At 68.4% G+C, this 25,712-nt stretch carries 23 protein-coding genes and 1 tRNA gene; 12 read left to right on the forward strand and 12 right to left on the reverse strand.

What is annotated here, in order from left to right; translation table 11 throughout:
* Positions 1-33: 33 nt before the first annotated feature.
* The 3 genes from egtB to egtD are packed head-to-tail and all read left to right on the forward strand — an operon-like array spanning position 34 to position 3,274.
* The gene (gene egtB / locus LKD76_RS05525) at positions 34-1,371 is read left to right on the forward strand and encodes an ergothioneine biosynthesis protein EgtB (RefSeq protein WP_227979872.1); all 1,338 of its coding nucleotides are present in this window, start codon (positions 34-36) and stop codon (positions 1,369-1,371) included.
* Complete coding sequence (locus LKD76_RS05530) at positions 1,371-2,306, forward strand: class II glutamine amidotransferase domain-containing protein (RefSeq protein ID WP_227979873.1); 936 nt, start codon at positions 1,371-1,373, stop codon at positions 2,304-2,306. Before egtB ends, LKD76_RS05530 begins: the two co-directional genes overlap by 1 nt.
* Positions 2,303-3,274, forward strand: a complete 972-nt coding sequence (egtD, locus tag LKD76_RS05535) for an L-histidine N(alpha)-methyltransferase (protein WP_227979874.1) — start codon at positions 2,303-2,305, stop codon at positions 3,272-3,274. The genes LKD76_RS05530 and egtD overlap by 4 nt, the downstream gene beginning before the upstream one ends.
* A gap of 9 nt (positions 3,275-3,283) precedes the next feature.
* Here the strand turns inward: egtD and LKD76_RS05540 are convergent, their stop codons facing one another.
* The 5 genes from LKD76_RS05540 to LKD76_RS05560 all read right to left on the reverse strand — a co-directional run bounded on the left by LKD76_RS05540 (position 3,284) and on the right by LKD76_RS05560 (position 7,362).
* Positions 3,284-3,919 (reverse strand): DUF2461 domain-containing protein, encoded by a 636-nt coding sequence (locus LKD76_RS05540; protein WP_227979875.1) that lies wholly within the window; start codon positions 3,917-3,919, stop codon positions 3,284-3,286.
* Between the two features lie 62 nt (positions 3,920-3,981).
* Entirely contained in the window at positions 3,982-4,302 is a 321-nt protein-coding gene (locus tag LKD76_RS05545) for a hypothetical protein (RefSeq protein WP_227979876.1), read from the reverse strand.
* A gap of 318 nt (positions 4,303-4,620) precedes the next feature.
* Positions 4,621-5,601: a ribose-phosphate diphosphokinase gene (locus tag LKD76_RS05550; protein ID WP_227979877.1), complete on the reverse strand. Its 981-nt coding sequence runs from the start codon at positions 5,599-5,601 to the stop codon at positions 4,621-4,623.
* Positions 5,598-7,088, reverse strand: coding sequence for a bifunctional UDP-N-acetylglucosamine diphosphorylase/glucosamine-1-phosphate N-acetyltransferase GlmU (gene glmU, locus LKD76_RS05555; RefSeq protein ID WP_227979878.1), 1,491 nt, complete (start codon positions 7,086-7,088; stop codon positions 5,598-5,600). The genes LKD76_RS05550 and glmU overlap by 4 nt, the downstream gene beginning before the upstream one ends.
* 203 nt (positions 7,089-7,291) lie before the next feature.
* Positions 7,292-7,362: transfer RNA gene (locus tag LKD76_RS05560), tRNA-Gln, on the reverse strand.
* A gap of 435 nt (positions 7,363-7,797) precedes the next feature.
* On the opposite strand from LKD76_RS05560, the gene LKD76_RS05565 reads away from it, so the two are divergent.
* The 4 genes from LKD76_RS05565 (at position 7,798) to LKD76_RS05580 (ending at position 13,853) form a co-directional block, all read left to right on the forward strand.
* On the forward strand, positions 7,798-8,412 hold the full coding sequence (locus tag LKD76_RS05565; protein ID WP_227979879.1) for a TetR/AcrR family transcriptional regulator: 615 nt from the start codon (positions 7,798-7,800) through the stop codon (positions 8,410-8,412).
* 219 nt (positions 8,413-8,631) lie between these two features.
* Positions 8,632-9,279, forward strand: coding sequence for a TetR family transcriptional regulator (locus LKD76_RS05570; RefSeq protein ID WP_227979880.1), 648 nt, complete (start codon positions 8,632-8,634; stop codon positions 9,277-9,279).
* Positions 9,280-9,498: 219 nt separating this feature from the next.
* Complete coding sequence (gene mfd / locus LKD76_RS05575) at positions 9,499-13,113, forward strand: transcription-repair coupling factor (RefSeq protein ID WP_227979881.1); 3,615 nt, start codon at positions 9,499-9,501, stop codon at positions 13,111-13,113.
* Positions 13,114-13,208: 95 nt separating this feature from the next.
* Positions 13,209-13,853: a nucleoside triphosphate pyrophosphohydrolase gene (locus tag LKD76_RS05580; protein WP_227985105.1), complete on the forward strand. Its 645-nt coding sequence runs from the start codon at positions 13,209-13,211 to the stop codon at positions 13,851-13,853.
* A 7-nt stretch (positions 13,854-13,860) separates the two neighbouring features.
* On the opposite strand, the gene LKD76_RS05585 is transcribed toward LKD76_RS05580, so the two are convergent.
* The 7 genes from LKD76_RS05585 to LKD76_RS05615 form a co-directional block, all read right to left on the reverse strand.
* Positions 13,861-14,160, reverse strand: a complete 300-nt coding sequence (locus tag LKD76_RS05585; protein ID WP_227979882.1) for an MTH1187 family thiamine-binding protein — start codon at positions 14,158-14,160, stop codon at positions 13,861-13,863.
* Positions 14,161-14,164: 4 nt separating this feature from the next.
* On the reverse strand, positions 14,165-14,641 hold the full coding sequence (locus tag LKD76_RS05590; RefSeq protein ID WP_227979883.1) for a hypothetical protein: 477 nt from the start codon (positions 14,639-14,641) through the stop codon (positions 14,165-14,167).
* A 221-nt stretch (positions 14,642-14,862) separates the two neighbouring features.
* Complete coding sequence (locus LKD76_RS05595) at positions 14,863-16,257, reverse strand: MATE family efflux transporter (protein ID WP_227979884.1); 1,395 nt, start codon at positions 16,255-16,257, stop codon at positions 14,863-14,865.
* Between the two features lie 52 nt (positions 16,258-16,309).
* Positions 16,310-17,359 carry a PLP-dependent cysteine synthase family protein gene (locus LKD76_RS05600; protein ID WP_227979885.1) on the reverse strand — a complete coding sequence of 350 codons (1,050 nt, stop codon included), beginning with the start codon at positions 17,357-17,359 and terminating at the stop codon, positions 16,310-16,312.
* A gap of 35 nt (positions 17,360-17,394) precedes the next feature.
* Positions 17,395-18,765, reverse strand: a complete 1,371-nt coding sequence (locus LKD76_RS05605) for a type III PLP-dependent enzyme domain-containing protein (protein ID WP_227979886.1) — start codon at positions 18,763-18,765, stop codon at positions 17,395-17,397.
* 31 nt (positions 18,766-18,796) lie between these two features.
* Complete coding sequence (locus LKD76_RS05610; RefSeq protein ID WP_227979887.1) at positions 18,797-19,786, reverse strand: ornithine cyclodeaminase family protein; 990 nt, start codon at positions 19,784-19,786, stop codon at positions 18,797-18,799.
* A 13-nt stretch (positions 19,787-19,799) separates the two neighbouring features.
* Positions 19,800-20,909 (reverse strand): TauD/TfdA family dioxygenase, encoded by a 1,110-nt coding sequence (locus LKD76_RS05615; RefSeq protein ID WP_227979888.1) that lies wholly within the window; start codon positions 20,907-20,909, stop codon positions 19,800-19,802.
* A gap of 224 nt (positions 20,910-21,133) precedes the next feature.
* Between LKD76_RS05615 and LKD76_RS05620 the strand changes: the two genes are divergently transcribed.
* The 5 genes from LKD76_RS05620 (at position 21,134) to LKD76_RS05640 (ending at position 25,599) form a co-directional block, all read left to right on the forward strand.
* On the forward strand, positions 21,134-21,871 hold the full coding sequence (locus tag LKD76_RS05620) for a lytic transglycosylase domain-containing protein (RefSeq protein WP_372465749.1): 738 nt from the start codon (positions 21,134-21,136) through the stop codon (positions 21,869-21,871).
* Between the two features lie 176 nt (positions 21,872-22,047).
* A complete protein-coding gene (eno, locus tag LKD76_RS05625; RefSeq protein WP_227979889.1) occupies positions 22,048-23,337 on the forward strand; it encodes a phosphopyruvate hydratase in 1,290 nt (429 codons plus the stop codon).
* A 66-nt stretch (positions 23,338-23,403) separates the two neighbouring features.
* Positions 23,404-24,048: an FtsB family cell division protein gene (locus LKD76_RS05630; protein ID WP_227979890.1), complete on the forward strand. Its 645-nt coding sequence runs from the start codon at positions 23,404-23,406 to the stop codon at positions 24,046-24,048.
* Between the two features lie 38 nt (positions 24,049-24,086).
* The gene (locus LKD76_RS05635) at positions 24,087-24,659 is read left to right on the forward strand and encodes a DUF501 domain-containing protein (protein ID WP_227985107.1); all 573 of its coding nucleotides are present in this window, start codon (positions 24,087-24,089) and stop codon (positions 24,657-24,659) included.
* Positions 24,652-25,599 (forward strand): Ppx/GppA phosphatase family protein, encoded by a 948-nt coding sequence (locus LKD76_RS05640; protein ID WP_227979891.1) that lies wholly within the window; start codon positions 24,652-24,654, stop codon positions 25,597-25,599. Before LKD76_RS05635 ends, LKD76_RS05640 begins: the two co-directional genes overlap by 8 nt.
* The last annotated feature ends 113 nt before the right edge of the window (positions 25,600-25,712 follow it).

Below are 25,712 nucleotides of genomic sequence, written 5' to 3' on the forward strand. Positions count from 1 at the left end.
GGGCCGCTGGGTACGACGCTTGGGAGAGCACTGATGACCGTTCACGCCGGAACCGATCACGCCGAGACGGAGCGATTACGCGCGCAGATCGCGGAGGTTCTCACCAGGGCACGCGCCCGGACGACCGGGCTGATCGAATCGGTCGACGAAGCCGAGCTGATCGCTCAGCATTCACCGCTGATGAGCCCCCTGGTCTGGGACCTGGCCCATATCGGTAATCAGGAGGAGTTGTGGCTGGTCCGCGATGTCGGCGGCCGTGAGCCGGTGCGTGCCGATATCGACCATCTCTACGACGCGTTCCGGCATGCCCGCGCCGATCGCCCGGCGCTGCCGCTGCTGGATCCCGGACAGGCGCGCGGATATGTGGGGAGCGTGCGAGAAAAGGTCTGGGATGTACTGGATTCCAGTCCGTTGCGTGGACATCGGTTGGTGGACAGCGGCTTCGCCTTCGGCATGATCGCGCAACACGAGCAGCAGCACGACGAGACCATGCTGGCCACCCATCAGCTGCGGCGCGGACCCGCCGTCCTCTCGGCCCCGCCCGCGCCAGCCGCCCGGATCGCGGTCGGCGACGAGGTCGTGGTCCCGGCGGGCGAATTCGTCATGGGCACCTCGACCGACCCCTGGGCACTGGACAACGAGCGGCCAGAACACCGCGTCCATGTGCCCGGATTCGCGATCGATGCGGCGCCGATCACGAACGCGCAATTCCAGGCTTTCATCGCCGACGGCGGGTACCGGCGTCCCGAACTGTGGTCGCGACAGGGCTGGGCGCACCGGACCGACGCCGAGCTGGAGGCTCCGCAGTTCTGGGAGCGCGATTCCGACGATCGTTGGTGGCGCCGGGTTTTCGGCGCCACCGTGCCGGTGCGCCCGCAGCAGCCGGTGGTGCACGTGTGCTGGTTCGAGGCCGAGGCGTATGCCACCTGGGCCGGCAAGCGGCTGCCGACCGAAGCCGAATGGGAGAAGGCCGCGCGATTCGATCCCGCGACCGGACGTTCCCGCCGCTATCCGTGGGGTGACGCCGAACCCGACGAGACCACCGCCAATCTGGGCCAGCGCCATCTGGAACCCGCGGATGTGGGCGCGTACCCGGCGGGGGCGTCCGCTACCGGAGTCCATCAGCTGATCGGTGACGTCTGGGAGTGGACCGCATCGGGTTTCGAGTCGTACCCCGAATTCGGCGCCTTCCCCTATCGCGAGTACTCCGAGGTGTTCTTCGGCGGTGACTACCGGGTCCTGCGCGGCGGCTCCTTCGGCACCGATCCGGTCGCCTGCCGCAGTACCTTCCGCAACTGGGACCATCCGATCCGGCGCCAGATCTTCTCCGGGTTCCGTCTCGCCCGCGATCTGCGACCGGACGAGCGCTGATGTGCCGGCATCTCGGCTATCTCGGACCGCCCGCGGCGGTCGGTGAGCTCCTCACACGGGGTGCGCATTCGCTGCGCACACAGGCATGGGCACCCAACGACATGCGCCGCGGCGGCACCATCAACGCCGACGGCTTCGGTGTCGCGTGGTGGGTGCCCGCAGAGGTGCCGTCGGTGGACGGCAGCGATATGGCCGACGGCCGGACGGCCGGACGAATCGGCGGTCGCTCGCCGATCGCGCTGCTGGCCAGCCGCTATCGGAACTCCGCGCCGATCTGGACCGATCCCGCCGTGGACGAGGTGCTGCCGCAATTGCGGTCGACGGCGGTGCTGGGTGCGGTCCGGTCGGCGACGGTGGGCATGCCCGTCGAGCGTTCGGCCTGCGCTCCGTTCATCGACGCGGGCTGGGCCTTCAGCCACAACGGGGTGATCCCGGATTGGCGCCTGGTATTGCCGACGGTGGCCGCGCGCTTCGGCGCGCCGGATCTGCTGACGGCCGAGGCCGCCACCGATTCGGCGGTGCTGTGGGTAATCCTGTGTGCGGCCCTGTCCGGAATCGGGCACTCGCGCGGCGCCGACGGTCACTCCGCGGGGTCGCCCGAGGGCGCCGTGCCGCGCGCCGATGCCGTGGCCGAGGTACTCGCGGCGGTGGCGTGCGCCGTGCTCGCGCAGGCTCCCGGCGCCCGCTTGAATCTGCTGCTCGGCGATGGCGAAACGCTGTGGGCGACAACCGTGTACCACTCCTTGTCGGTCTTGGTGGCCGACGACTTCGCCGCCGTGGCGTCCGAACCCTACGACGACGATCCGCGCTGGCGGGAGATCGCCGATCGGCAGGTGCTGACGGTGCGACCCGGCCATCTGACCGCGACACCTCTCGACGCCTCACCTCAACTTCTCTCCGCTGGACCTGCTGAATCCGAAAGGGCCCGTCCATGATCGAACCGACCCTCGATATCCACCTGACCGACGACGACCTCGACGCCGCCCTGCGGTCGGATGCCCGAGCCGGACTCACCGCGACGCCGAAGACGCTGCCACCCAAATGGTTCTACGATGCGCGGGGCAGCGAGCTGTTCGAGGCGATCACCGAGTTGCCGGAGTACTACCCGACCCGGACCGAGCGAGCGCTGCTGGAACGCGTCGTCGGTGACATCGCCCGCACCGCCCAGGCCGAGGTCCTGGTCGAGCTGGGCGCCGGCTCGGCGGCCAAGACCCGGCTGCTGCTGTCGGCCCTGCTGTCCGAGGGGCCGTTGAAGACCTATGTGCCGCAGGATGTCTCGGTCTCGGCGCTACGCGGTGCCGCCGATCAGATCACCGCCGAGTTCCCGAATCTGGCGGTCCACGGGGTGGTCAGCGATTTCACCGATACGCTGCACAATCTGCCCCGGGGCGGCCGCCGGATGATCGCGTTCCTCGGCGGCACACTCGGCAATCTGGTGCCCGCCGAGCGCGCGGAATTCCTCGCCGGTATTCAGCGGGTGCTCGAGCCGGGTGAGCAGTTGCTGCTCGGCGCGGGCCTGGTCACCGATCCAGCCGTCCTGGTCCCCGCCTACGACGACGCGGCCGGTGTGACGGCGGAATTCAACCGGAATGTGCTGCACGTCCTGAACTCTCGGCTGCACGCCGATTTCGATCCGGACGCTTTCGACCACGTCGCGCGCTGGGACGCCGACAACGAATGGATCGAGATGCGGTTGGCGGCCCGGCGCGAGATGACGGTGACCGTCACCGATCTCGATCTGGTGGTGCACTTCGCGGCGGGTGAGCAGATGCGTACCGAGATCTCGGCGAAGTTCCGGATCGACGGCCTGACCGAGGAGCTGGCCGGGGCGGGATTCACGACCGAAAAGGTGTGGACCGATCCGGACGACAGGTTCGTGCTGGTTCTCGCCGAGCGGCGCTGACCTGCCTGATCAGGTGCCCAGGACCGCGGCGAGCCAGTCCACGAGGGGGCGCATATCCTCCCACGCGGCGCGGATCTCGGTGGCCGCGCGGGGAGTTTCGAGCCAATCGGGTGCCCCGAAATCCCTGCGCGCCACGAGAGATTTGTGGCGCAGCAACTCGATCCGGGGGTGGTCGGCGGCATAACCCTTCGGCTGGGTCTTCAACCGGTCACCGCCGAGTTCGTAACCCGCCGTGGTCAATCCGTCGAGCAGGCCCTGGAGTTCCGGGCCGCGGACATCGTCGTCGATGGTGGTTCGCAGCCGCGCGAGCTGTGCCGAGGACATCGCGTAGACGCCGCCCGCGACGAGCAGTCCCGGCGCGCCCACCTGCAGATACCATCCGGCGCCCGGCGCGACCGCGACGAACGCACCCTGATGGTCCTTGTACGGCGCCTTGTTCTTGGAGAACCGGACATCGCGATACGGCCGGAAGATCTTGGCCGCCCCGAAATCGTCCTCCAATTCGGCGGTCAAGGCCACCATCGGCGCCCGCACCGATGCCTCGTAGACCTGCTTGTGCGCGGTCCAGAAGGCCTTCGAGTTATCGGCCTCCAGGTCCTCGTAGAAGTCCAGCCCGGCGAACGGGAATCCGGAAAATCCGCTCATGCCGCCAATCTAGTGCCCGGCACCGACCGGTCGCCCGGCGCCTGTTGTGCGGATCTCGTCCGTCAGTCGCCGGGTTCGTCGACGACATCGATGGCCGCCACCTCGGCGGGCCGATCGTCCTCGGAGCGTTCTTCCTCGCGATGACGGCGGCGAGTCCACTCCTGATCGAGCTCGCTCTTGATGCCGAGCCGTCCGTCGTCGTCGTTCTCGTGATACTTGAAGACCAGATTCTGCGGCGGGTCGTCGATGTAGCGCTGATACTCGCGGACCTCATCGGCCTGCTCGTCGTCACCGAGGTCGTAGTCCAAATCCTCGCGGTCGTCGTCGCCCATTTCGAACACCTCGTCCATCACTCGGTACTCGTCGCGTTCGTCGGCCATCATCAGCCCACCTCTCTCGCAGGCCGGCACATCAACAGCGAATCCGATGCGCCTACCGCTAACGCTACCGCCGCACCGCGCCGAAGTGAAAGGTATGCCGCTGGGTAACTACCCCGCCTAACCGTTCCGACCCGGTCGGACAGCTCGGCAGAAAGCAGTCGTCCCGCCGGAGGGATTCCGACGGGACGACCGATTTCGTGAGAACACGGGTACCTCACCGGGCAGCCCCCACGACCGGGCGCACCGGAGGTGAGATCGACGACCGACTCATCCGCCGCCCGACGGCTCGCACAGGTCCCGGGGAGGCGGGGGAGTGGGCGGTTACGCGCTGCCGTTGAACAGGCCGGTGACCGAGCCGTTCTCGAAGACCTCGCGGATCGTCCGTGCCAGCAGCGGCGCGATCGACAGCACGGTCAGCGACGAGAACTTCTTGTCCTCGGTGATCGGCAGGGTGTTGGTGACGATGACTTCCTTGGCGCCGCAGGAGGCCAGGCGCTCGGCGGCGGGCGCCGACAGGACACCGTGGGTGGCGGCGATGACCACATCGCCCGCTCCGGCCTCACGCAGCACGCGCACGGCCTCGGCGATCGTGCCGCCGGTGTCGATCATGTCGTCGATCAGGATGCAGGTGCGGCCCGCGACGTCACCGACGGGACGGTGCGACTTGACCTGGTTCGGGACCAGCGGGTCGCGCGTCTTGTGGATGAACGCCACCGGGGCGCCGCCCAGCGCGTCGGCCCACTTCTCGGCCACCTTCACCCGGCCCGCGTCGGGGGAGACGATGGTGACGTTGTCGGTGCTGTAGTGGTTGCGCACGTACTCCGACAGCTGGACCAGCGCGTGCATGTGGTCGACCGGACCGTCGAAGAAGCCCTGGATCTGGTCGGTGTGCAGATCGACGGTGATGATGCGGTCCGCGCCGGCGGTCTTGAGCAGGTCGGCGACCAGGCGGGCGGAGATGGGCTCACGGCCGCGGTGCTTCTTGTCCTGGCGCGCGTACGGGTAGAACGGCAGCACTGCGGTGATGCGCTTGGCCGATCCGCGCTTGAGCGCATCGATCATGATCAGCTGTTCCATCAACCACTGGTTCAGCGGCGCCGGAAAGCTCTGCAACACAAAGGCGTCCGATCCACGCACCGATTCCTCGAAGCGTACGAAGATCTCGCCGTTGGCGAACTCACGAGCGGTTTGCGGCGTGATCGCGACGTCGAGTTCCTTCGCGACCTGCTCCGCCAGCTCGGGATGAGCGCGCCCCGAGAACAGCATCAGGTTCTTCTGGTTGTCGGTGGAGAACGCGGTCACTCTGTGTTGCCATCCTTTTGCTCGGTTGCTTGACTCGCCCTGTTGTCGGCCGCGATCGCGTCTGCCGCCGCCTGCGCCGCGGCCGTACCGGGACGGTACCGCTGCACCCAGCCCTCAATGTTCTTCTGTGCTCCACCGGACACGGCGAGCGCCCCCGGCGGAACGCTTCTACGCAGCACAGTACCCGCTGCCGAATATGCGCCATCGCCGACCGTCACCGGTGCGACGAACATGGTGTCACTTCCCGTGCGTACATGGGATCCGACCACCGTGTGGTGCTTGTTCACACCGTCGTAGTTGACGAACACGCTCGACGCGCCGATGTTGCTGTACTCACCGATGGTGGCGTCGCCCACGTAGGTCAGATGCGGCACCTTCGAATGCGCGCCGATGGTGGCGTTCTTCGACTCGACGAATGCGCCCAGCTTGCCGGAATCGCCGACGATCGTGCCGGGTCGCAGGAAGGCGAACGGGCCGATGGTGGCCGACGGCCCGATCGTCGCACCCTCGCCGTGGGTCCGCACCACTTTCGCGCCCTCGCCGACCACCACATCGGTCAGTGTCGAATCGGGGCCGATCTCGGCATCCTCGCCGATCACGGTCGCGCCCAGCAATTGCACCCCGGGCCGCAGCACCGCGTCGCGGGCGATGCGCACACCCGCGTCGATCCAGGTGGTGGCCGGATCGATCACGGTGACCCCGGCGCGCATATGCCGTTCGACGATATAGCGATTGAGGGTGCGAGCCGCCTGAGCCATCTGCACCCGGTCGTTGACACCGGTCACCTTGGCGGCGTCGACCAGCCGGGCGCCGTGGACCGGATGTCCGGCCTCGCGCGCCAGCTTCAGCACATCGGTCAGATACAGCTCGTGCTGGGCGTTGGCGGTGGTCAGCCGGCCGATCATGGTGCGCAGCACGGTGACATCGAAAACGTAGACGCCGGAATTGACTTCGCCGATGGCCGCCTGTTCGGGGGTCGCGTCGGCATGTTCGACGATCTCGAGTACGCCACCGTCCGGATCGCGCACGATGCGGCCGTAACCATTGGGGTCCTCGGGGGCGAAGGTCAGGACGGTGACCGCCGGGCGGGGGTGGTAGCTGCGGTGCTCGTCCAGGAGCGCCGACAGGGTGTGTCCGTCGAGCAGTGGGACATCGGCGGAGGTGACCAGCAGGTCGCCGGTGAAGTCGTCGGGCAGCGCGGTCAGTGCGCACTGCACGGCGTGTCCGGTGCCGAGCTGTTGTTCCTGGACCGCGGACACGATCGCGCGACTCAGTTCGGCCGCAACGGAATTCACCGCCGCGCCGACCTGTTCCCGATCGTGGCCGATCACCGTGATCAGAGCGGTGGGGTCGATCTCGTTCGCCGCGTGCAACGCATGCTCGAGCATGCTGCGCCCGGCCAGCGAATGCAGCACTTTCGGTGTCTTCGACCGCATTCGAGTTCCGGCACCGGCGGCAAGAACGACGACGGCGGTCTGCTGTGGCATGGATCTCCCTCGGCTGCCTGTCTGCCTGTCATCGTGCGGGTGTGGGCTGTCGTGGCCGGCGGCGGGCCGTCCGCCCACACCTTAGTGCACCTGAACCCGGGCTCCGGACGCTGTCGGTCCGGCGATCGGGAGACGGTCACCGCCTGCGGAGGTCGGCTCGGGGCTCGCCGCTACATCGACGCAGGTCGCAGCCCCATCGCCAGCTCCGCCGCCAGGACTCGAACCTGAACTAACTGAACCAAAATCAGTGGTGCTGCCATTACACTACGGCGGATTGTCGCACCGGCGGACCACTCGGATCCACCGCCACGCCACGGCATGCGGGAATGATCCTCGCATGTTCGACCGCCTCTCCGCGAATTTTGCCGTTCGCCGCCCCGGGACCGCAGCGTGTCGTGTGGCGGTCGTCGACGCGGCCGTCGGTCCGACCTCGTGATCGCCGCAGGTCGCGAGCGTATGGCGGTGGCGCGAGCGAGGGCGGGGACGTCGGCCGGTGTGCTCGGTGACTACCCGTGTTCGTGGGAGCGGATGTGCCGGTGTCCACCGGGGTCCGGTCCATCGCTGTCCGATTTCGGCGCGCCGGTCGCCGGGGTGATGAGGACGGTGCTCTCCGGATCTGGAAGAGTTATCCGTCGATCGGGCAGGTATCGCAGGGAGGCGGCGGGAAGCGATGACTTCGGGTGATGCGAATCGGACGCCGCGTCCACGGATGACCGGGACCCAGCGGCGGCAGCAGTTGATCGAGATCGGCCGGGGGATCTTCGCCGAGCGCGGCTACGACGCCACCTCCATCGAGGAGATCGCGCAGCGCGCACAGGTGTCCAAACCCGTTGTCTACGAACACTTCGGCGGTAAAGAAGGTCTCTACGCGGTCGTGGTCGACCGGGAGATGTCGACCCTGCTGGACATGATCACCTCGTCGCTGACCCAGAACCGGTCGCGGGTCCGGCTCGAACAGGTCGCGCTCGCGCTGCTGACCTACATCGAGGAGCGGACCGACGGTTTCCGGATCCTCATGCGTGATCAGCCCGCCGCGGCCGCCGACGGCACCTACTCCAGTCTGCTGAACGAGGCGGTCAACCAGGTCGCGCACATCCTGGCCGGTGACTTCGGTCGTCGCGGCTTCGACACCAGCCTCGCCACCCTCTACGCGCAGGCCCTGGTCGGCATGGTCGCGACGGCCGCCACCTGGTGGCTCGACGAACGGCAACCGACCAAGGAAGTGGTCGCCGCGCATCTGGTGAATCTGTGCTGGAACGGGCTCACCCACCTCGAGGCCGACCCCCAGCTCGCCTCCGAATGGCCGAGCGGCACGGCGGGCTGACCGGGCGAGTTGGATTGCCGGGGGTTAATTAGGGGGCCGAACTGGACGGTTAACCCAGGATTTGCGAAGGAGACTGGTCTTAATGCTCGATTCCGCTGGCGGCGGACGGTCGGATGGTACGGTTCACGCATCCTTCAAGTGCTGTTCGAGCTGTGATGTCGGTCAACTTCGGGATATCGGTCTACTTCAGGATGGCTGGTTTGAGGACAGGCGGATCTGATGGCTAGGCAAGCGCGTGCGGAAATCACTCGCGATTCGGTGCTGGCAGGCGCTGCTGATGTGTTTCTGCGACTCGGCTACGCGAATGCGAGCCTCAGCGAGATCATTTCGCAATCCAACGTCACCAAGGGCGCGCTGTACTTCCACTTCGGTTCCAAGGAAGAGCTCGCTCGCGCGGTGGTCGATCAGGGCAACGAACGGCTCGTCAACGCCTGTCAGGGCTTCTTCGACCCGCGCGTGCCAGCGCTCGAGGCCGCGATCGGCATCACCTACGTCGTCGCCGACCTCACCATGAACGACCCGATGGTCGGCGCCATGCTCAAGCTCACCCACCAGATCGGTGACTACCGCGGGGCCTCCGGGGAGAACATCACCAAAACCTGGGGTGAGACCCACAAACTGCTCTCCGAGCGCGCCATCGCGCAGGGCGACCTGAAACCCGAACTGGACCCCGAGACCATCGGCCTGCTGCTGCAGGAGATGACCGCCGGTGTGCACATCACCGCCGTCGGCACCGAATCCATCGACCAGATGGCGGTCCGGATGGAACGGATGTGGTACTTCCTGCTCCCCTCGATCGTGCCGGACGAGAAGGTGGCCTATTTCCGGGAGTTCGCGGCGCGGAGGCTGCGTCGCTACGTGCCGTAATCGGTCGCGACGTCAGACGACGGTACCTGTGAACGCCGGAGCCCACATTTGCGAGATGTGCGCCTGAGTGGTTCTCGGCCGCCTCGATTTTGGACTGAGCGGAGGAGGGAAAAACCGAGGCCTGAGGGCCGAGAACCCCGCCGGAGCGAAGCGGAGGCCGAAAACATAGACTCGATTGGTCGCTCTGAATCGCCGATCTGTGCAGCCGGGAGTTCTTTCATGCCGAGCCGTCGTCCACCTCTCGCGGGACTGGCCGAGGTGGCCGGTGCCGATGCCGCGCTCGCCCGGGTTCGGGAGCTGATCGGGCGGTCTTCGGTACAACTCGTCGCGCCCTCGGCGATCCGGCCGTTCGTGGCGGCGACCGTGGCGGCGGCCCGGCCGCTGGTGGTGGTTACCGCGACCGGCCGCGAGGCCGACGATCTGACCGTCGAGCTGAGCGAGATCATCGGCGACCGGGTGGCGCTGTTCCCGTCGTGGGAGACGCTGCCGCACGAGCGACTGTCGCCCAGTGCCGACACCGTGGGCCGGCGGTTGCAGGTGTTACGCCGATTGGCTCATCCGGAGGATCCCGGCCACCCGGAGCCGCTGCAGGTGGTGGTCACCACCGTGCGGTCGCTGGTGCAGCCGATGGCCCCGGGACTGGGTGATATCGAACCCATCGTGCTGCGGGTCGGGGCCGAGTTCGATTTCGACGAATTGACCACGCGCCTGGTCGAATTCGCCTACGAGCGCGCCGACATGGTCGGCAAGCGCGGTGAATTCGCGGTTCGCGGCGGCATTCTCGACATTTTCCCGCCCACCGCCGATCATCCGGTGCGCGTGGAGTTCTGGGGCGACGAGATCAGCGAACTCCGCGCGTTCTCGGTCGCCGACCAGCGTTCGCTCACCGAGGTCGAGGTGGATCTCGTTGTGGCGCAGCCCTGTCGGGAACTTCTGCTCACCGAGGATCTGCGCGCATCCGCCGCCGGGGTGGCCGCCGACAATCCGGCCGATGCGGCGCTGGTCGAAATGCTCGAGAAGCTCGCACAGGGCATTCCGGTCGAGGGGATGGAGGCCCTGCTGCCGGTGCTGCGGCCTGGTGAACTGCAACTGCTCACCGATGTGGTGCCCGTCGAATCGCAGGTGCTGCTGTGTGATCCGGAGAAGATCCGCACTCGCGCCGCGGATCTGGTGCGCACCGGCCAGGAGTTTCTGGAGGCATCGTGGACGGCGGCATCCTTCGGCGGTGCGGCGCCGCTGGGTGCGCACGGTCTGGATCTGGCCTCCTCGGCTTATCGGGGCCTCGATATCGTGCGGGCCGGCGCCGAGGCGCGCGGACTGCCGTGGTGGACGCTGAGTCCGCTGGCCGCCGACGATCCCGCCGAAATCGTGCTCCCGGTCCTCGCCGCTCCCGCCGCGCGTGGTTCCGAGGAGTTGGTCGCGACCGTTTTCGCCTCGCTGCGCGCCCATGTCGGCACCGGTGGCCGGGCGGTCATCGTGGTCGCCGGACACGGTACGGCACAACGTATTCGGGAACGCCTCGCCGATGCCGATGTGCCCTCGGCGCCGCTCGAGCCCGGTGCCGAACCGGTGCGCGGCCTGGTCGGCGTGCTGTGTGGTTCGTTGCACGACGGCATCGTGTTCGACGACGCGAAATTGGTCGTCATCGCCGAATCCGATCTCACCGGTAATCGGGTCACCGCACCGGGCGAGGGGAAGAAGCTGCCCGCGCGGCGGCGTAATCAGGTCGATCCGCTGGCGCTCAGCTCCGGCGATATGGTCGTCCACGATCAGCACGGCATCGGCCGGTTCGTGGAGATGATCGAGCGCACCGTGGGTGGTGCGCGCCGGGAGTATCTGGTCATCGAGTACGCGCCCAGTAAGCGCGGTCAGCCCGGCGACCGGTTGTTCGTGCCGATGGACTCGCTGGATCAGCTGTCGCGCTACGTGGGTGGCGAGTTGCCCAGCCTGTCGAGACTCGGCGGCTCGGACTGGGCGAATACGAAACGCAAGGCGCGCAAGGCGGTTCGTGAGATCGCCACCGAGCTCGTCCAGCTCTACGCCGCGCGGCAGGCCGCACCCGGCCACGCTTTCGCCCCCGACACCCCGTGGCAGCAGGAGATGGAGGACGCGTTCGCGTTCACCGAGACCCACGATCAGCTCACCGCCATCGCCGAGGTGAAGGCCGATATGGAGCGCGCGGTGCCGATGGACCGGGTGATCTGCGGCGACGTCGGCTACGGCAAGACCGAGATCGCGGTGCGGGCCGCCTTCAAGGCCGTCCAGGACGGTAAGCAGGTCGCGGTGCTGGTGCCGACAACGCTACTGGCGCAACAGCATCTGCAGACCTTCGCCGAACGGGTGGCCGGATTTCCGGTCACGGTCAAGGGCCTGTCGCGCTTCACCGATCCGGGGGAGTCGCGCGAGGTGATCGACGGCATGGCCACCGGCGAGGTCGATATCGTGGTCGGAACCCACCGGCTGCTGCAGACCGGTCTGCGCTGGAAGGAACTCGGCCTGGTCATCATCGACGAGGAACAGCGTTTCGGTGTGGAGCACAAGGAACACATCAAGGCGCTGCGCACCCACGTCGACGTGCTGACCATGTCGGCCACCCCGATTCCGCGCACCCTGGAGATGAGCTTGGCCGGCATCCGCGAGATGTCGACCATCCTCACCCCGCCCGAGGAACGCCATCCCGTGCTGACCTACGTCGGCGGCTACAACGACAAGCAGGTCGCCGCCGCGGTGCGCCGCGAACTGCTGCGCGACGGCCAGGTCTTCTACGTGCACAATCGCGTCTCCTCGATCGACAAGGCGGCCAAGCGAATCCGCGATCTGGTACCCGAGGCCCGGGTCGCGGTGGCGCACGGCCAGATGAACGAGGACACCCTGGAGAAGACCGTGCAGGGCTTCTGGGAGCGGGAATTCGACGTCCTGGTCTGCACGACGATCATCGAGACCGGCCTCGACATCTCCAATGCCAACACCCTGATCGTGGAGCGGGCCGACACGCTGGGCCTGTCGCAGCTGCACCAGTTGCGGGGCCGGGTGGGCCGCAGCCGGGAACGCGGTTATGCCTACTTCCTGTATCCCGCCGAGAAGCCGCTCACCGAAACGGCGTACGACCGCCTCGCCACCATCTCGCAGAACTCCGATCTGGGTGCGGGTATGGCGGTCGCGATGAAGGACCTCGAGATCCGCGGCGCCGGAAACGTCCTCGGCGCCGAGCAGTCCGGCCATGTCGCCGGCGTCGGATTCGATCTGTATGTGCGCCTGGTCGGGGAGGCGGTGGAGGCCTATCGCGCCGCGGCCGACGGCCGGCCGATCACCACCGAGGAAGAGGTCAAGGAGGTGCGGATCGATCTGCCGGTGGATGCGCACATCCCGCCGGACTACATCGCCAGTGATCGGCTGCGGCTCGAGGCGTATCGCAAACTGGCTACCGCCCAGGACGATTCGGCGGTCGGGGCGGTCGTGGACGAGCTCGTGGACCGGTACGGTCCGCTACCGGTGGAGGTCGGGCGACTGGTGTCGGTCGCCACACTGCGGCTGCTCTGCCGCGAGTACGGCATCCAGGAGGTCGGTGTCACCGGTACGACCTTGAAGGTGTCGCCGATGCAGCTGCCGGATTCGAAGCAGATGCGGCTCAAGCGGTTGTATCCCAGTGCGAGCTATCGGCCCACCACCGGCATCGTGCAGTTGCCGCTGCCCCGGGTCGAGGACAGCGTGGGCGCGGCCCGCGTGCGGGATGTGCGGCTGCTGCAGTTCGTCGCCGATCTGCTGCTCACCCTGGACGGTAAACCGAAGGGCATGCTCGATCTGGCGGTGGCGGCCGAGGTGCCGGTCGGGTGACGGATACGACACCCGAGTCCGCCCGCACCGACAGTGTGGACCGCGCGGCCGAGTCCGCTCGGATCGCGCACGGTCTGACCGAAGCGGTCGAGGTGATGGACCGGCTGTGGCGCTTCGGCGGCTGGGAGGTCACGCAGACGCACGACTCACTGCGGCCGTACCTGCTGGAGGAGACCTACGAACTGCTCGATGCCATCCAGCAGGCCGATGCCGGCACGATCAAGGAGGAACTCGGCGATCTGCTGCTGCAGGTGCTGTTCCACTCCCGGATCGCCGAGGCCGCGGGGGAATTCACCGTCGACGACGTGGCCGCGGCCCTGGTCGCCAAACTCGTGCATCGCAGTCCGCACCTGTCGGATACCGCGATCGATTCCGGCGCCGATACCGCCGCCAAGATAGCCGCGCAGGAAAAGGCTTGGGAGGAGCGGAAACTCGCGGAGAAGGCGCGCCGATCCTGCCTCGACGGAATCGCCATGGCGCAGCCCGCGCTCGCGCTGGCCGAGAAGATCCGCACCCGCAGCGCGAAGGCGGGACTCCCGGACGACCTGGTGCCGGACGAGTTGCGGGTGATCCGATTGGGCGGAGTGGACAGCGCCGAGGAACGGGTGCGCAAGGCTGCCATCGATTTCGCGGCCCGGATCCGGGCCGCCGAGGACGCCGCGGAACTCGCTCGCGGTGAGCGGGCGCCGCTCAGCGCCGGGCAGTGGCGTGAATTCTGGTCCGGGCCTCGCGAAAGGTAGCGCTCGGTCAGGAGTCTTCGGCGAGATACCGCTCGACGGTGTCCACCTTGGCGGTGATGGCGCCGGTGACACCCGGCCGGATATCGGCCTTGATGACGAGGCTACAGCGCGGTGCCGCGGCGAGCACCGCATCGGAGGCCTGTTTGATGACGGTCATCACCTCGTCCCATTCACCTTCGAGCGTGGTGAACATGGCGTTGGTCTCGTTCGGCAGACCGCTGGCGCGGACGATGCGAACGGCTTCGGCGACGGCCCGGCCCACATCGGCGCCGACGCCGAGCGGGGTGACAGAGAAGGCGGCGATCATGCCGTCAATTCTTCAAGCCGGCCATCTCTCGCAGGGTCGCGACACGCGAACGCAGGTATTCGAGTTCCGGTTCGTCCAGAACGGTGCGCTGAATGCCCGCGGCGACCTCGAACGCGCCCTGGCGGTGATCGTCGATCACCTCGACATCGATGGCCACGGCCACATAATCCTCGGCACCAGGCATCGGATCGGCGATGATCCGGGCGGGTCCCCGCGCGCACAGTGCCACGTTGCCGCCGCCCAGGATCAGCAGTGCGACATCAGGGCGCTTGCGTAGGCGGGCCAGCGAGCCGCGATCGAACTTGAGGCTCAACAGAATTCGCCGGTCATCGGCGCGCACCGGCCAGCTGACCGGAATGGCGTGGGGGGAGGGATCGGTGGTGACCAGTACGGCGATGGTGTCCAGCGGCCAGGTGGGCAGGATGTCCAGTTCGGGATGTTCGGTGGCAGGCTGTTGACGTTCCCCGGCAGTGGCTACCATCTCGTCACCTCACGGTCGGCTGACGCGGTGTCGGCAACCGCGCATGGCACCCCAGTGTAAACCGTTGTGCCGCTTACCCGCTGGGGTGTGATGCGCGCGGGTGAACCCCGCTGGTGGTGTGGGTGCGGCCGCGAACACACGGAGATGAGGGCGCTGATGGGCCTGATCAGCGGCTCGGTCGGTGGTCGAGCCGCCGGAGCCGGAGGAGGGGGCGGTCGCGATCAGTTGAGGCTATCGGCGAGCTGACGTGGTTCGGCGTGGTCACGGGGGCGCAGCACTACGAAGTACCGCCGCAGCATCAGCACGGCGGTGGCGGCGAGACCGGCCGTCAGCCCCCACCAGACCCCGGCCGCGCCCAGGCCGAGCGGGAAGGCCAGCAGCAGCGCGGTCGGCAGTCCCACGATCCAGTAGCCCACCAGCGACAGCCGGAATCCGGCGCGGGTGTCCTCGACCCCGCGCAGTAGCCCGTTGCCGATGTTCTGCGCGGCATCGAAGAATTGCAGCACGATGGCGATCAGCAGCAGCCGGTGCGCGAGGTCGGCGGTGGCGCCGTCATGTCCGGTCAGAAACGGCCGCAGCGCCAGATCCGGGGCCGTCACGTACAGCAGGCCGACGAGTGCGGCCACCACGGCCGCCTGCCGCAACGCCAGCCACGCCAGGTTCCGGGCGCGGCGATACTCCTCCCGCGCCACCGCCCGGCTGACCAGGATCGATGCCCCGTGCGATAGTCCGACCGCGACCTGGAACACGATGTAGACCAGCTGATAGACCACATTGTGCGCGGCCAGTGCGGCCGGTCCGAGGGTGCCCATCGCCAGTGCCAGCACCGAGAACATCCCGGCCTCGGAACCGTAGGTCAGGGCGATGGGGGTGCCGAGCCGCAGTTCGGCGACGACCGTTCGGGCGCGCACCGGCCACATACGCACCGGCAGGGTCGGACCCAGGACCGCGTCGCGGCGCACCATCGTCCAGAACACCAGGAAGGTGACCAGGAAGACCACCGAGGAGGCCACGCCGATCCCGGTCAGTCCCAGGGCGGGCAGTCCGGCCCAGCCGTGGATCAGGGCCAGTGCGACGACGACGTTCACCGCCACCGAACCCAGCGTCACCACCAGCAGTGCCTGCGGCCGCCGCATCCCGACCGTGTACTGGCGAACCACCTGGAACCACAGGCACGGCAGCAGGCCCGGCGCGAGCGCCACCATCATCGGCCGCGCGTGCCCGAGCACGCCGGCATCCTGGCCGAGCCACTGCAGCGACCAGCCCAGGCCGATCAATATCGCGGCCCCCAGCAGGCCCGCGAGGGTGGCGATGACGAAACTGGACCGGACCACCTCGCGAACCTCGTGGTCGGCGGATCGGTTCTGTTTCTCGGCCCGGCTGACCACCGTCGCCACCTGGTTACCGCTGGCGGTGATCAGGCCGACGCACATGGTGCGGATCTGGTTGAACAGCACCAGCGCCAGCCCGCCGGCCGCCACCTGGTCGACACCGAGGCTGCCCATCAGAGCGATATTGGTCGTGGAGATGGCGACCTGGGCCAGCTGGGTCAGCGCGATGGGGGTGGCCAACGCGGTCAACCGCCGTCCGTCGCCGCGGACCAGGGCCGCGGTCATCGGCGCGCCTCCCGGCGGGTGGGATGTCCCGCCGACGCGAGGAACATCGAGTTCACCGGGCACCCACCAGGTCTCGGTGATCGGGGGCGTTGTGCGGCGCGGCCGGCGCATAGCGGTCGAGCAGATCGGTGACGGCGTGTTCGGCCGTGCGGTCGAGCAGGTCGCGATCGCTCATCCACTCGTCGTCGAAGACGGTGTCGAGGTACTTCTCGCCGCCGTCGCAAACGATGGTCACGATCGTCGAGCCCGGTTCGAACTCCTCGAGGCGCTGCAGCGCGACGTGGACCGAGCCGCCGGCCGAGCCGCCGATCAGCAGGCCGCAACGCTGCGCGACCGCGCGCACGGTGGCGAAGGCGTCCACATCCGAGACCGTCACACCCTCGTCCAGCAGCGAATAGTCCACGGCCGTGCCGACCGTGGCTCCGGGCGGCGTGCCGGTGCCCGACTGCCAGTACGGGCCGCCCGGCCCGCCGAAGGCGATCGAACCGACCGGCTCCACCCCGATCACCCGTGCCGGCTGGCCGAGGTCCGCGAGCCGACGCGCGGTGCCGAACAGGGATCCACCGGTACCGACCGCCGACAGCAGGATATCGACCCGTCCCAGATCGGCCAGCAACTCATCGGCGACCGCGTAGTAGCCGACCGGATTGGCGTCGTTGTTGTGCTGTTCGGTGAAGTACGCGTCCGGGCGGGCGGCGGCCATCGCCTCGGCCAGATCCTCCCGGGCGGAGGTGGCCAGGCTGTCGTCGCCGTCGTCGGCGACATAGACCAGGTCGGTGCCCATCGCTTGCATCGCGCGCAGCTTGTCCTTACAGGCGTGGTGGTCGACGACCGCGGTGAATCGGTAGCCCCGTTCGGCCGCGACCACCGCAAGTCCCAGTCCGGTATTTCCGGATGTGGACTCGATAATATGCCCGCCATCTCTCAGCAAACCTCGTCGTTCGGCATCCAGCACCATTTCACGCGCCATGCGGATCTTCGCCGCACCGGTCGGATTGAACTGTTCCAGCTTCAGTAACAGCCGGGTGCCGCCCGCGGTGACGGCCAATTCGAACAGGGGCGTGTTTCCGATCAGGTCCGTCACGCGTGTGACGATCGGCATGGCGAGTCTCCTCGAAGAGTGGTGGAAGGGTGGTGTCATCGTTCGAGCGTCCAGCGCAGCCGGGGTGGCCGGGCCGGATCCGATCCGGTACCGCACGACAGCAGTACCTTGGGGGGAATCGGCAGATCATGGAACGCCGACTCGTTGGAATCCATCTGATAGCCGGCGGTATTGGGGTAGATCAGCAGATCGCCGACGGCCGCCGGGCGGGGCAGCGGAATGCGCCGCCAGCTGAGCATGTCGGATTCCAGGCAGGTGGCCGCGCCGACAGCGGCCGGCGTCCGGGTGCCGGACCGGGCCGGCCACAGCACGGGGTCGGGCAGGAATTCACTGTCGAACCACTGCTCGGACAGACTCAGGCTGGTGCCGTCCACCGTCAGCAGCTGGTACGGAAGCGACTGTGCGGTACGCGTTTTCACGCCCTGTACCCGGAACACGGTACTTCCGGCTCGATCGAGCAGGGCACGGCCGGGTTCGATCGCCAGGCGAAGGGTGTTGGCCCGCAATGCCCGCGCCAGATCGCCGTGATCCAGGATCGCGGCCAGCGCGGCCGGGCCGGCCGGTCGCTGGTGATAGGGGTAATAGGAGTCGAACGTCTTGCCGGCGTGGAACCAGTCCGGGTGCTGGCCCGCGGTGAACTCCCGCCACACCGCATCGGATAGATATTCCACACCGAATCCACCGCCGATGGAGAGGGTGGTGACGGGATGGCCGAGGGCGCGGGCGTGCGTGCACCGCGTGATCAGCGCCGCGGCCAGTTCCGACCGGGCGATCGGATCGTAGCCGGACAGATGAAAACTGAAGCCCTCCACCCGAACCGGCGCCGGATCGGTGCGCAGCAGTATCGACTCCACCTCCGCCTCGGTCAGGCCGAAGCGGCTGCTCGAACCGGGGGGAAGGATGCGCAGCAGGACCCGGGCGGCGGTGCCGAAGGCGGCCAGCCGATCGATCTCACCGGGGTCGTCGATCGCGATCAGCGCACCGTGGCGGGTGGCCAACCACAGCAGCTCATCGGATTTGGCGGGGCCGGTCACCATCAGGTCGCGACCCCGAATACCCTGGGCCAGAGCGGAAGTCAGCTCACCGGTACTGGCCACATCCGCGCCCGCGCCGTGCCGGGCGCAGGCCCGCACCACGCCCGCCGACTTGTTGGCCTTCTTGCCGTAGTAGATCGCGCCGTCCACACCGCTGTGCCGGAACTGCGCGGCGAAGGCGTCGACGAGAGCGCCCACCCGCGCCGGATACAGCACGTGGAAGGGACCGCCGATGGCGTGTGCGATATCGGCGAGCAGTTCGGGATCGGCCAGGAGCCGTTCCTCCCACTCGTCGCGGTAGGCGGGCAGTGGGGAGGCGCTGATCGACCGTTGTCGCGACGCCGCGCGGTCCGGGGTGAGGTCCGCGGTCACCGGATCCGCCCGGCCGCGCCGCGTGCCGGCATCAATCCCACAGCGGTACCTCCGTGCCACGTCCCTCGGCGATCGCACGCTCGGCCAGAGCGTGGGCGACCGCGATATCGGTGAGAACCAGACCGCTGTTGTAGACGAACAGTCGCTGGTCGGGACTGTGGCGGGCGGGCATCCGGCGACTCAGGATGGCCGGCAGTTCGGCGTCCACCGACCTGAGCCGTCCGTCCGGCCCCGCCATATCGGTACCGGTCAGCGCCATCTGCTCGGCGCTGGTCGCGACGACCCGATCGGCATCGGTGAGGGTCGACGGCGCCAGGCCGTACCCGACCAGCACCGCCACCGAACCCGGTGCCAGATCGGAGGATTCGAGTGCCACCCGGGTGCCCGGACCGGCCGTGGCGAGGACGACATCCGCGGTGGCGGCCGCCGCGCGCGGATCGTCGACCACCTCGAGGCCGCGATGCGGTGCGTGGGCGTGCAGGTAGTCGCCGACCGCCTCCAGCCCTTCGGGATGGGTGCCGTACACCATCAGCCGTTCCAGTTGCGGATTCGCGGCCAGCAAGTGCGGCAGCGCATTTCGGCCCTGAGTTCCGGTGCCGATGAGCAGGACGCTGCGCGCGCCGGGCCGGATGGTCTCGCGGACCAGCAGGGCCGAGACGGCCGGGGTGCGCAGCGCGCCGACCCGGGAGCAGTCCATCATCGCGATCGGGGTGCCGGTGGCGTCGTCGTAGAGCGTGATCGTGGTGTAGTACCGCTTGGTGGAGCGGTCGTGATTCGGGTCGAACTTGTAGGAGGTCTTCATCGCCACGACCCGGCGGCGACCGTCGCGACCGAGCATCGCGTACGCCACCGACCAGCCGTCCGGGTGCGCCACACTGAGTTTGCGCGGGTTGTCCGACTCTCCCTGTGCCAGGGCCAGATAGGCTTCCTCCACGGCGCGCACCACGTCGACGGGCGCGATCGGGACATCGGCGAGATCGCTGCGGCTGAGTACACGCAACGGGGTCGGTCGGCTGCTCACTGCTTTCCTCGGTTCACTGGTCGGTTCGTCGGTTCGAGATATCCGGCTCCCCAGCGGGTTTCGGCTGGAACGGGCGTACCGTGCGCTGGCCGTAGCCGCTTTCGTCCGCCTCGGCCGTCGCGCGGCGGCGAGTCAGCCGGATGTTGACCCGCTTGAGCCAGCGGTCGGTTCCGTCGTAGCGAGGGGAGAACGGAACCCGGCCGTGCACGACGACATCATTGTCCATCAGCAGCAGTTCGCCGGGCGCCAGCACCGCGCCGTGGCAAACCCGTGCCAATTCCGTGCCGAGATCGGTATAGGCGCAACGATATTCGGGATCGGCCTCGTCCAGCGGCGTGTAGGCCGGGTCGTAGCGCAGGGTCGGTCCCTCGTCGCCGGAGCCGATGGTCGCCACCGATGCGGGACGGTGGTCGCCGAAATCCGCGCCGTAGGAGACGTCGGGCAGGATCGGCAGTGTGGGTTCGGTGAGGCGGTGCAGGCGTTCGGGATCGAGCCGCACCTGCCGGACCGACGAGATGGTGGTGCCGACGCGGTCCGGATTGCGCAAGCACCCCAGCAGCAGCAGATGCGCGCGCTCGGGATGGAAGGCGTCCTCGGTGTGCGGACTGAGCAGTGTGGTGCTGCTGGCGCCGGACTGCTCGTCTTCGTGTCCGGGCGTCGGCAGGATGTTGTTGACCAGCCGGCCGCCCTGTTGTCCCTGCCAGCCGAAAGGTTCACCGCCGCAGCGGGCCAGCAGCAACATCGCGATATCCAGGTGGAACGAGCCGGGCCGTGCGGAATCCGCGGCGCGTCGCCAGTCGCGTGGGGTGTCCCCGAGTTCCGCGTCGCGCACCGGCAGCGTGCCGATGATCGTCGCGCCCGCGGCGGTCTCGGGCGGGCGCAGCGCGATGCGCACGGCGGCGGGAAGCTCGGCGGCATAGGTGTCGATCAAACGGATCAGCATCGGATCGGTCAGGGTCCGGGGGAGCTCTGCCGTGGGCGCGCGTCCGTGGTCGAGTGTGATCGCGATCTCTCTGGCCGAACACAGTACGGCCGCCGCGGCCTCTTCCGGAAGCGTACGGCGGTCGATCGTTTCGTAATCTCGGTCGTGGGGTGTCTTACGTTCGCGGAGAACGTTTTTCACCAGGAGTTCCCTTCCTCGGAATGGGGATGACGCAGAGGGTGAAGGCTCGGACAGCGAAGGTAGTCGCTCCGTTGATCTTAAGCAAGGCTTACCTAAAGAGTGTCGCCGGACATAGCTTTCGCGCATATTTCGACCGCGGCAAACGGTAGCTGATCGTGTGCCGAGGAGAGGGGGAGTGATCGACGGATCGGTGATGCCGCCGCGCGAATCTGGATGATGGAGAGGTGCGTTCGACAATCTCCGGATTCCGGAACCTCGCCCTCGCTGCCATCGCGACCGTCGCGGTGCTGTCCGGATGCTCCGGAATCGACAACCTGCCGCCGATTCCGGACGGCATTCCGCCGGGTGCGGGGGCGCCGGTCCCACCCTTCGATCTCGATGCGCCCGGCCGCAGTGCCGAACAGTTGCGCGACTGGGCCGCCGGACAGTCGGACGCACTGGGTATTCCGACCGTGGCGCTGGAGGCCTACGGTTACGCCGCGGCGGTCATGGCCCGATCGCGGCCCGACTGCGGGATCGGCTGGACCACGGTGGCCGGTATCGCCCGGGTGGAGAGCAAACACGGCAGCCACGGCAGCTCCCGGCTCGACGCCGACGGCCAGGTCCGGCCGCCGATCCGAGGCATTCCGCTGGACGGATCACCCGGTGTCGCAAGGATTCTGGACGACGCGGCGACCGAGCGCACCGGTAGCCCGGTGTACGTGCGCGCCGAGGGGCCCTTCCAATTCCTGCCCGAGACCTGGCAGCACTGGGGCGTGGACGCCAACGGTGACGGTCGCGCCGACCCGGACAGTATCGACGACGCTTCGCTGACCGCCGCTCGGTATCTGTGCGCCAGCGGTGGCGATCTGCGGACCGCGGAGGGCTGGCAGCGTGCCGTCCTCACCTATAACCAATCCACTACCTATATGGCGACGGTCCGAACCAAGGCCGCCGCCTACAGCGTCGGCCGCCGCGCCTGAACCGAACTCGGCGCGGGCGACCCGGCGCGCCCGGCGGCGGTGCACACCTGTGTCGTGCGACCACGACCTCACCTACTAGGCTCGCAGGCGCACGGGCCCGCCGTGCGACCTGCTCATGGACGGCGGTGGGGCAGGGCCCCTGAATTGATTGTCAGCAGCCGAAGGAGTGTCGTTTCGTGGCCATCATCGAACAGGTCGGAGCTCGCGAGATCCTGGATTCACGCGGTAACCCCACCGTCGAGGTCGAGATCGCTCTCGACGACGGCACCCTGACCCGGGCGGCGGTACCCTCCGGCGCGTCCACCGGCGAGCACGAGGCCGTGGAGTTGCGTGACGGCGGCGACCGTTACGGCGGCAAGGGTGTCCGCAAAGCCGTCGAGGGTGTGCTCGACGAGATCGCCCCGGCCGTCATCGGCTTGGACGCGGTCGAGCAGCGCACCGTCGACCAGGTACTGCTGGATCTGGACGGCACCCCGGACAAGTCCCGGCTGGGCGCCAACGCGCTGCTCGGCGTCTCGCTGGCGGTGGCCCGCGCCGCCGCCGAGTCCTCGGGCCTGGAGCTGTTCCGCTACCTGGGCGGCCCGAACGCCCATGTGCTGCCGGTGCCGATGATGAACATCCTCAACGGTGGCGCCCACGCCGACACCAGTGTCGATGTGCAGGAATTCATGATCGCCCCGATCGGCGCGCCCACCTTCCGCGAGGCGCTGCGCTGGGGCGCCGAGGTCTACCACGCCCTCAAGGCCGAGCTGAAGTCCAAGGGCCTGGCCACCGGTCTCGGTGACGAGGGCGGCTTCGCCCCGGATCTGGCCGGCGGCACCCGCGAGGCCCTCGATCTGATCGCGGCCGCGGTCGCGAAGGCCGGCTACACCCTGGGCAGCGACGTCGCACTGGCCCTGGATGTGGCGGCGACCGAGTTCCACAGCGCCGCAGCGGGCTACAAGTTCGAGGGCGCCGAGCGCACCGCCGAGCAGATGGCCGAGTTCTACAACGAACTGCTGACCGGGTACCCGCTGGTCTCCATCGAGGACCCGCTGTCGGAGGACGACTGGGACGGTTGGGTGGCGCTGACCGATCTGATCGGTGACAAGGTGCAGCTGGTCGGCGACGACCTGTTCGTCACCAACCCGGAGCGGCTCGAGGACGGTATCGCCAAGGGCGCGGCCAACGCGCTGCTGGTGAAGGTCAACCAGATCGGCACCCTCACCGAGACCCTGGACGCGGTCGAGCTGGCCCACCGCAACGGCTACAAGACGATGATGAGCCACCGCTCCGGCGAGACCGAGGACACCACCATCGCCGATCTGGCGGTCGCGGTCGGCAGCGGTCAGATCAAGACCGGTGCGCCCGCGCGCAGCGAGCGCGTCGCCAAGTACAACCAGCTGCTGCGCATCGAGGACGCCCTCGGCGATTCGGCTCGCTACGCCGGTGACGTCGCGTTCCCCCGGTTCGCGTTCGAGGGGTAGTAGCCTCGCAAACGGTTGCGCGGCGCAGGTCCGTCGCATGAATGCTGGCGATTTCGAGGTGTGGGGATGACGGAGCGACGGGCGCGCGGCACCAGTCCGGCAGGACGTGGTGACCGCCGCTCGTCGCGGTCGGCCGGACCCGTGCGGTCGGCGAACGGCTCCACCCGCACCGGCGCCGGTAAGCGTGCGGCTCAGCGCCGGACCGCCACGAGATCCGAGCCCCGCACCTCGCGTCCCCGTTCGAAGAAGTCCGAGGACCGGCACGAACACCGGATCCTCGGGCTGTCCACCGGGCGCGCGGTGATTCTGGCGGCGGTCCTGTGCGCTCTGGCGCTGACCCTGGCCGTGCCGATGCGCACCTATTTCAGCCAGCGTGCGGAATCGGCGCAGCTGGCCTCCCAGCGCCGTGATCTGGAAGGCGATCTGACGCGATTGCGAGATCGCCGCGCCCAGCAGCAGGATCCGGCCTACATCCGCTCCGAGGCCCGTGACCGGCTCCGGTTGGTGATGCCCGGCGATACCGCCTACATCGTGCAGGTGCCCGGGATCGAACAGCCCGCGGTTCCGGTGCCGACCACGCAGGCGCGCCGTCCCGATCCCTGGTACACCCAGCTGTGGCGCAGCATGTCCGATCCCCAGCCCCACCCCGCTCCACCGGCGCCTCCGCCGCCGCCCCCAGCCCCACCCAGTCCTGAAGGAGAACCCCGGTGACCGACCCCGCAACGCCCGAGCCGCCGTCCGGAGGCGACGTGCGGGACGACGGGAACCGCGATCCGGCCGCCCCGAGCACGGCGGATCTGGAGATCGTGGCCCGCCAGCTCGGCCGGCCGCCGCGCGGGGTGCTCGCGATCGCCTACCGCACCCCCGACGGCCTGCCCGCGGTGGTGAAGACCGCGCCCCGGCTGCCCGACGGCACCCCGTTCCCCACCCTCTACTACCTGACCGATCCGCGGCTGACCGCCGAGGCGAGCCGGCAGGAGGCGGCCGGGCTGATGCGCGGAATGACCGAACGGCTGTCCACCGATCCCGAACTCGCGGCCTCCTATCGCGTCGCGCACGAGAGCTATCTCGCCGAGCGCGACGAGATCGAGTCGCTGGGTACCGACTTCAGCGGTGGCGGTATGCCGGAGCGGGTCAAATGCCTGCACGTGCTGATCGCGCATTCGCTCGCGAAGGGGCCGGGCCTCAATCTCCTCGGCGACGAGGCGGTCGCCCTGGCCGCCGATACCGGATTACGCGGCACCGCGATTCCGGAGGATTGGCCGAAATACGATCAGTACCAGCCGAATACCGATCCGACAGGCAGGTCCAGCGATGAGTGACCGGGTCGCCGCGGTCGACTGCGGAACCAACTCCATCCGGCTTCTGATCGCCGACGTCGCCGCCGACGGCAGCCTGACCGATGTGCACCGCGAGATGCGTATCGTGCGGCTGGGCAAAGGCGTCGACGCCAGCGGTGAACTGAATCCCGAGGCGATCGAACGTACGCGCGCGGCCCTGCACGATTACGTCGACCTCATGGTCGACGCCGGGGTGAGCCGGGTGCGGATGGTCGCCACCAGCGCCACCCGCGACGCCCGCAACCGCGACGACTTCTTCACCATGACCGGGGTGGAACTGGGCCGGGTGGTACCCGGCGCCCAGGCCGAGGTCATCACCGGTGACGAGGAGGCCCGGCTGTCGTTCGCGGGTGCGGTCGGCGAATTGGCCAGTGCGCAGGGGCCGTTCGTGGTCGTCGATCTCGGCGGTGGTTCCACCGAGGTGGTGCTCGGTGACAGCACCGGTGTGCAGGCGGCCTATTCGACGGATATCGGCTGTGTGCGGATCACGGAGCGCTGTCTGCACGGCAATCCGCCGACCGGTGAGGAGGTCGCCTCCGCGCGGTTCTTCGCCTCCCAGCGCCTCGCGCAGGCGTTCGGGGTGGTGCCGGTAGAGCGCGCGCACACCTGGGTCGGTGTCGCCGGCACCATGACCACCATCGCCGCGGTCGCCTTGGACCTGCCCGAATACGATTCCGACCGAGTCCATCTGACCCGGCTCGGCCTCGACGAGGTGCGCGCGGTGTGCAATCGCCTGATCGCGATGAACCACGACGAACGCGCCGCACTCGGCCCCATGCATCCGGGCCGGGTCGACGTCATCGGCGGTGGCGCCGTGATCACGGAGGTGCTCGCCGACGAGCTGGCGCGCCGTGCGGGGATCACCGAACTGATCGTCAGCGAGCACGACATTCTCGACGGCATCGCGCTGTCCATCGCCTGAGGGACCGAACCGGAGGCGGCCGCGGGGCGTTCCGCCTCCTCGGGCCTCTTCGACACCGCCTGACCGACGACACCCTCGAGCCGTCACCGCGAATTGCCCGACCGTGATGGCTG

The organism is Nocardia spumae, assembly GCF_020733635.1.
Lineage (GTDB): Bacteria > Actinomycetota > Actinomycetes > Mycobacteriales > Mycobacteriaceae > Nocardia > Nocardia spumae.

Excerpts from the sequence above, each read along its gene's own strand:
- egtB (WP_227979872.1), top strand. The coding sequence starts at position 34 with ATGACCGTTCACGCCGGAACCGATCACGCCGAGACGGAGCGATTACGC.
- LKD76_RS05530 (WP_227979873.1), top strand. The coding sequence starts at position 1,371 with ATGTGCCGGCATCTCGGCTATCTCGGACCGCCCGCGGCGGTCGGTGAG.
- egtD (WP_227979874.1), top strand. The coding sequence starts at position 2,303 with ATGATCGAACCGACCCTCGATATCCACCTGACCGACGACGACCTCGAC.
- LKD76_RS05540 (WP_227979875.1), bottom strand. The coding sequence starts at position 3,919 with ATGAGCGGATTTTCCGGATTCCCGTTCGCCGGGCTGGACTTCTACGAG.
- LKD76_RS05545 (WP_227979876.1), bottom strand. The coding sequence starts at position 4,302 with ATGATGGCCGACGAACGCGACGAGTACCGAGTGATGGACGAGGTGTTC.
- glmU (WP_227979878.1), bottom strand. The coding sequence starts at position 7,088 with ATGCCACAGCAGACCGCCGTCGTCGTTCTTGCCGCCGGTGCCGGAACT.
- LKD76_RS05565 (WP_227979879.1), top strand. The coding sequence starts at position 7,798 with ATGACCGGGACCCAGCGGCGGCAGCAGTTGATCGAGATCGGCCGGGGG.
- LKD76_RS05570 (WP_227979880.1), top strand. The coding sequence starts at position 8,632 with ATGGCTAGGCAAGCGCGTGCGGAAATCACTCGCGATTCGGTGCTGGCA.
- mfd (WP_227979881.1), top strand. The coding sequence starts at position 9,499 with ATGCCGAGCCGTCGTCCACCTCTCGCGGGACTGGCCGAGGTGGCCGGT.
- LKD76_RS05580 (WP_227985105.1), top strand. The coding sequence starts at position 13,209 with ATGGACCGGCTGTGGCGCTTCGGCGGCTGGGAGGTCACGCAGACGCAC.
- LKD76_RS05585 (WP_227979882.1), bottom strand. The coding sequence starts at position 14,160 with ATGATCGCCGCCTTCTCTGTCACCCCGCTCGGCGTCGGCGCCGATGTG.
- LKD76_RS05590 (WP_227979883.1), bottom strand. The coding sequence starts at position 14,641 with ATGGTAGCCACTGCCGGGGAACGTCAACAGCCTGCCACCGAACATCCC.
- LKD76_RS05595 (WP_227979884.1), bottom strand. The coding sequence starts at position 16,257 with ATGACCGCGGCCCTGGTCCGCGGCGACGGACGGCGGTTGACCGCGTTG.
- LKD76_RS05600 (WP_227979885.1), bottom strand. The coding sequence starts at position 17,359 with ATGCCGATCGTCACACGCGTGACGGACCTGATCGGAAACACGCCCCTG.
- LKD76_RS05630 (WP_227979890.1), top strand. The coding sequence starts at position 23,404 with ATGACGGAGCGACGGGCGCGCGGCACCAGTCCGGCAGGACGTGGTGAC.
- LKD76_RS05640 (WP_227979891.1), top strand. The coding sequence starts at position 24,652 with ATGAGTGACCGGGTCGCCGCGGTCGACTGCGGAACCAACTCCATCCGG.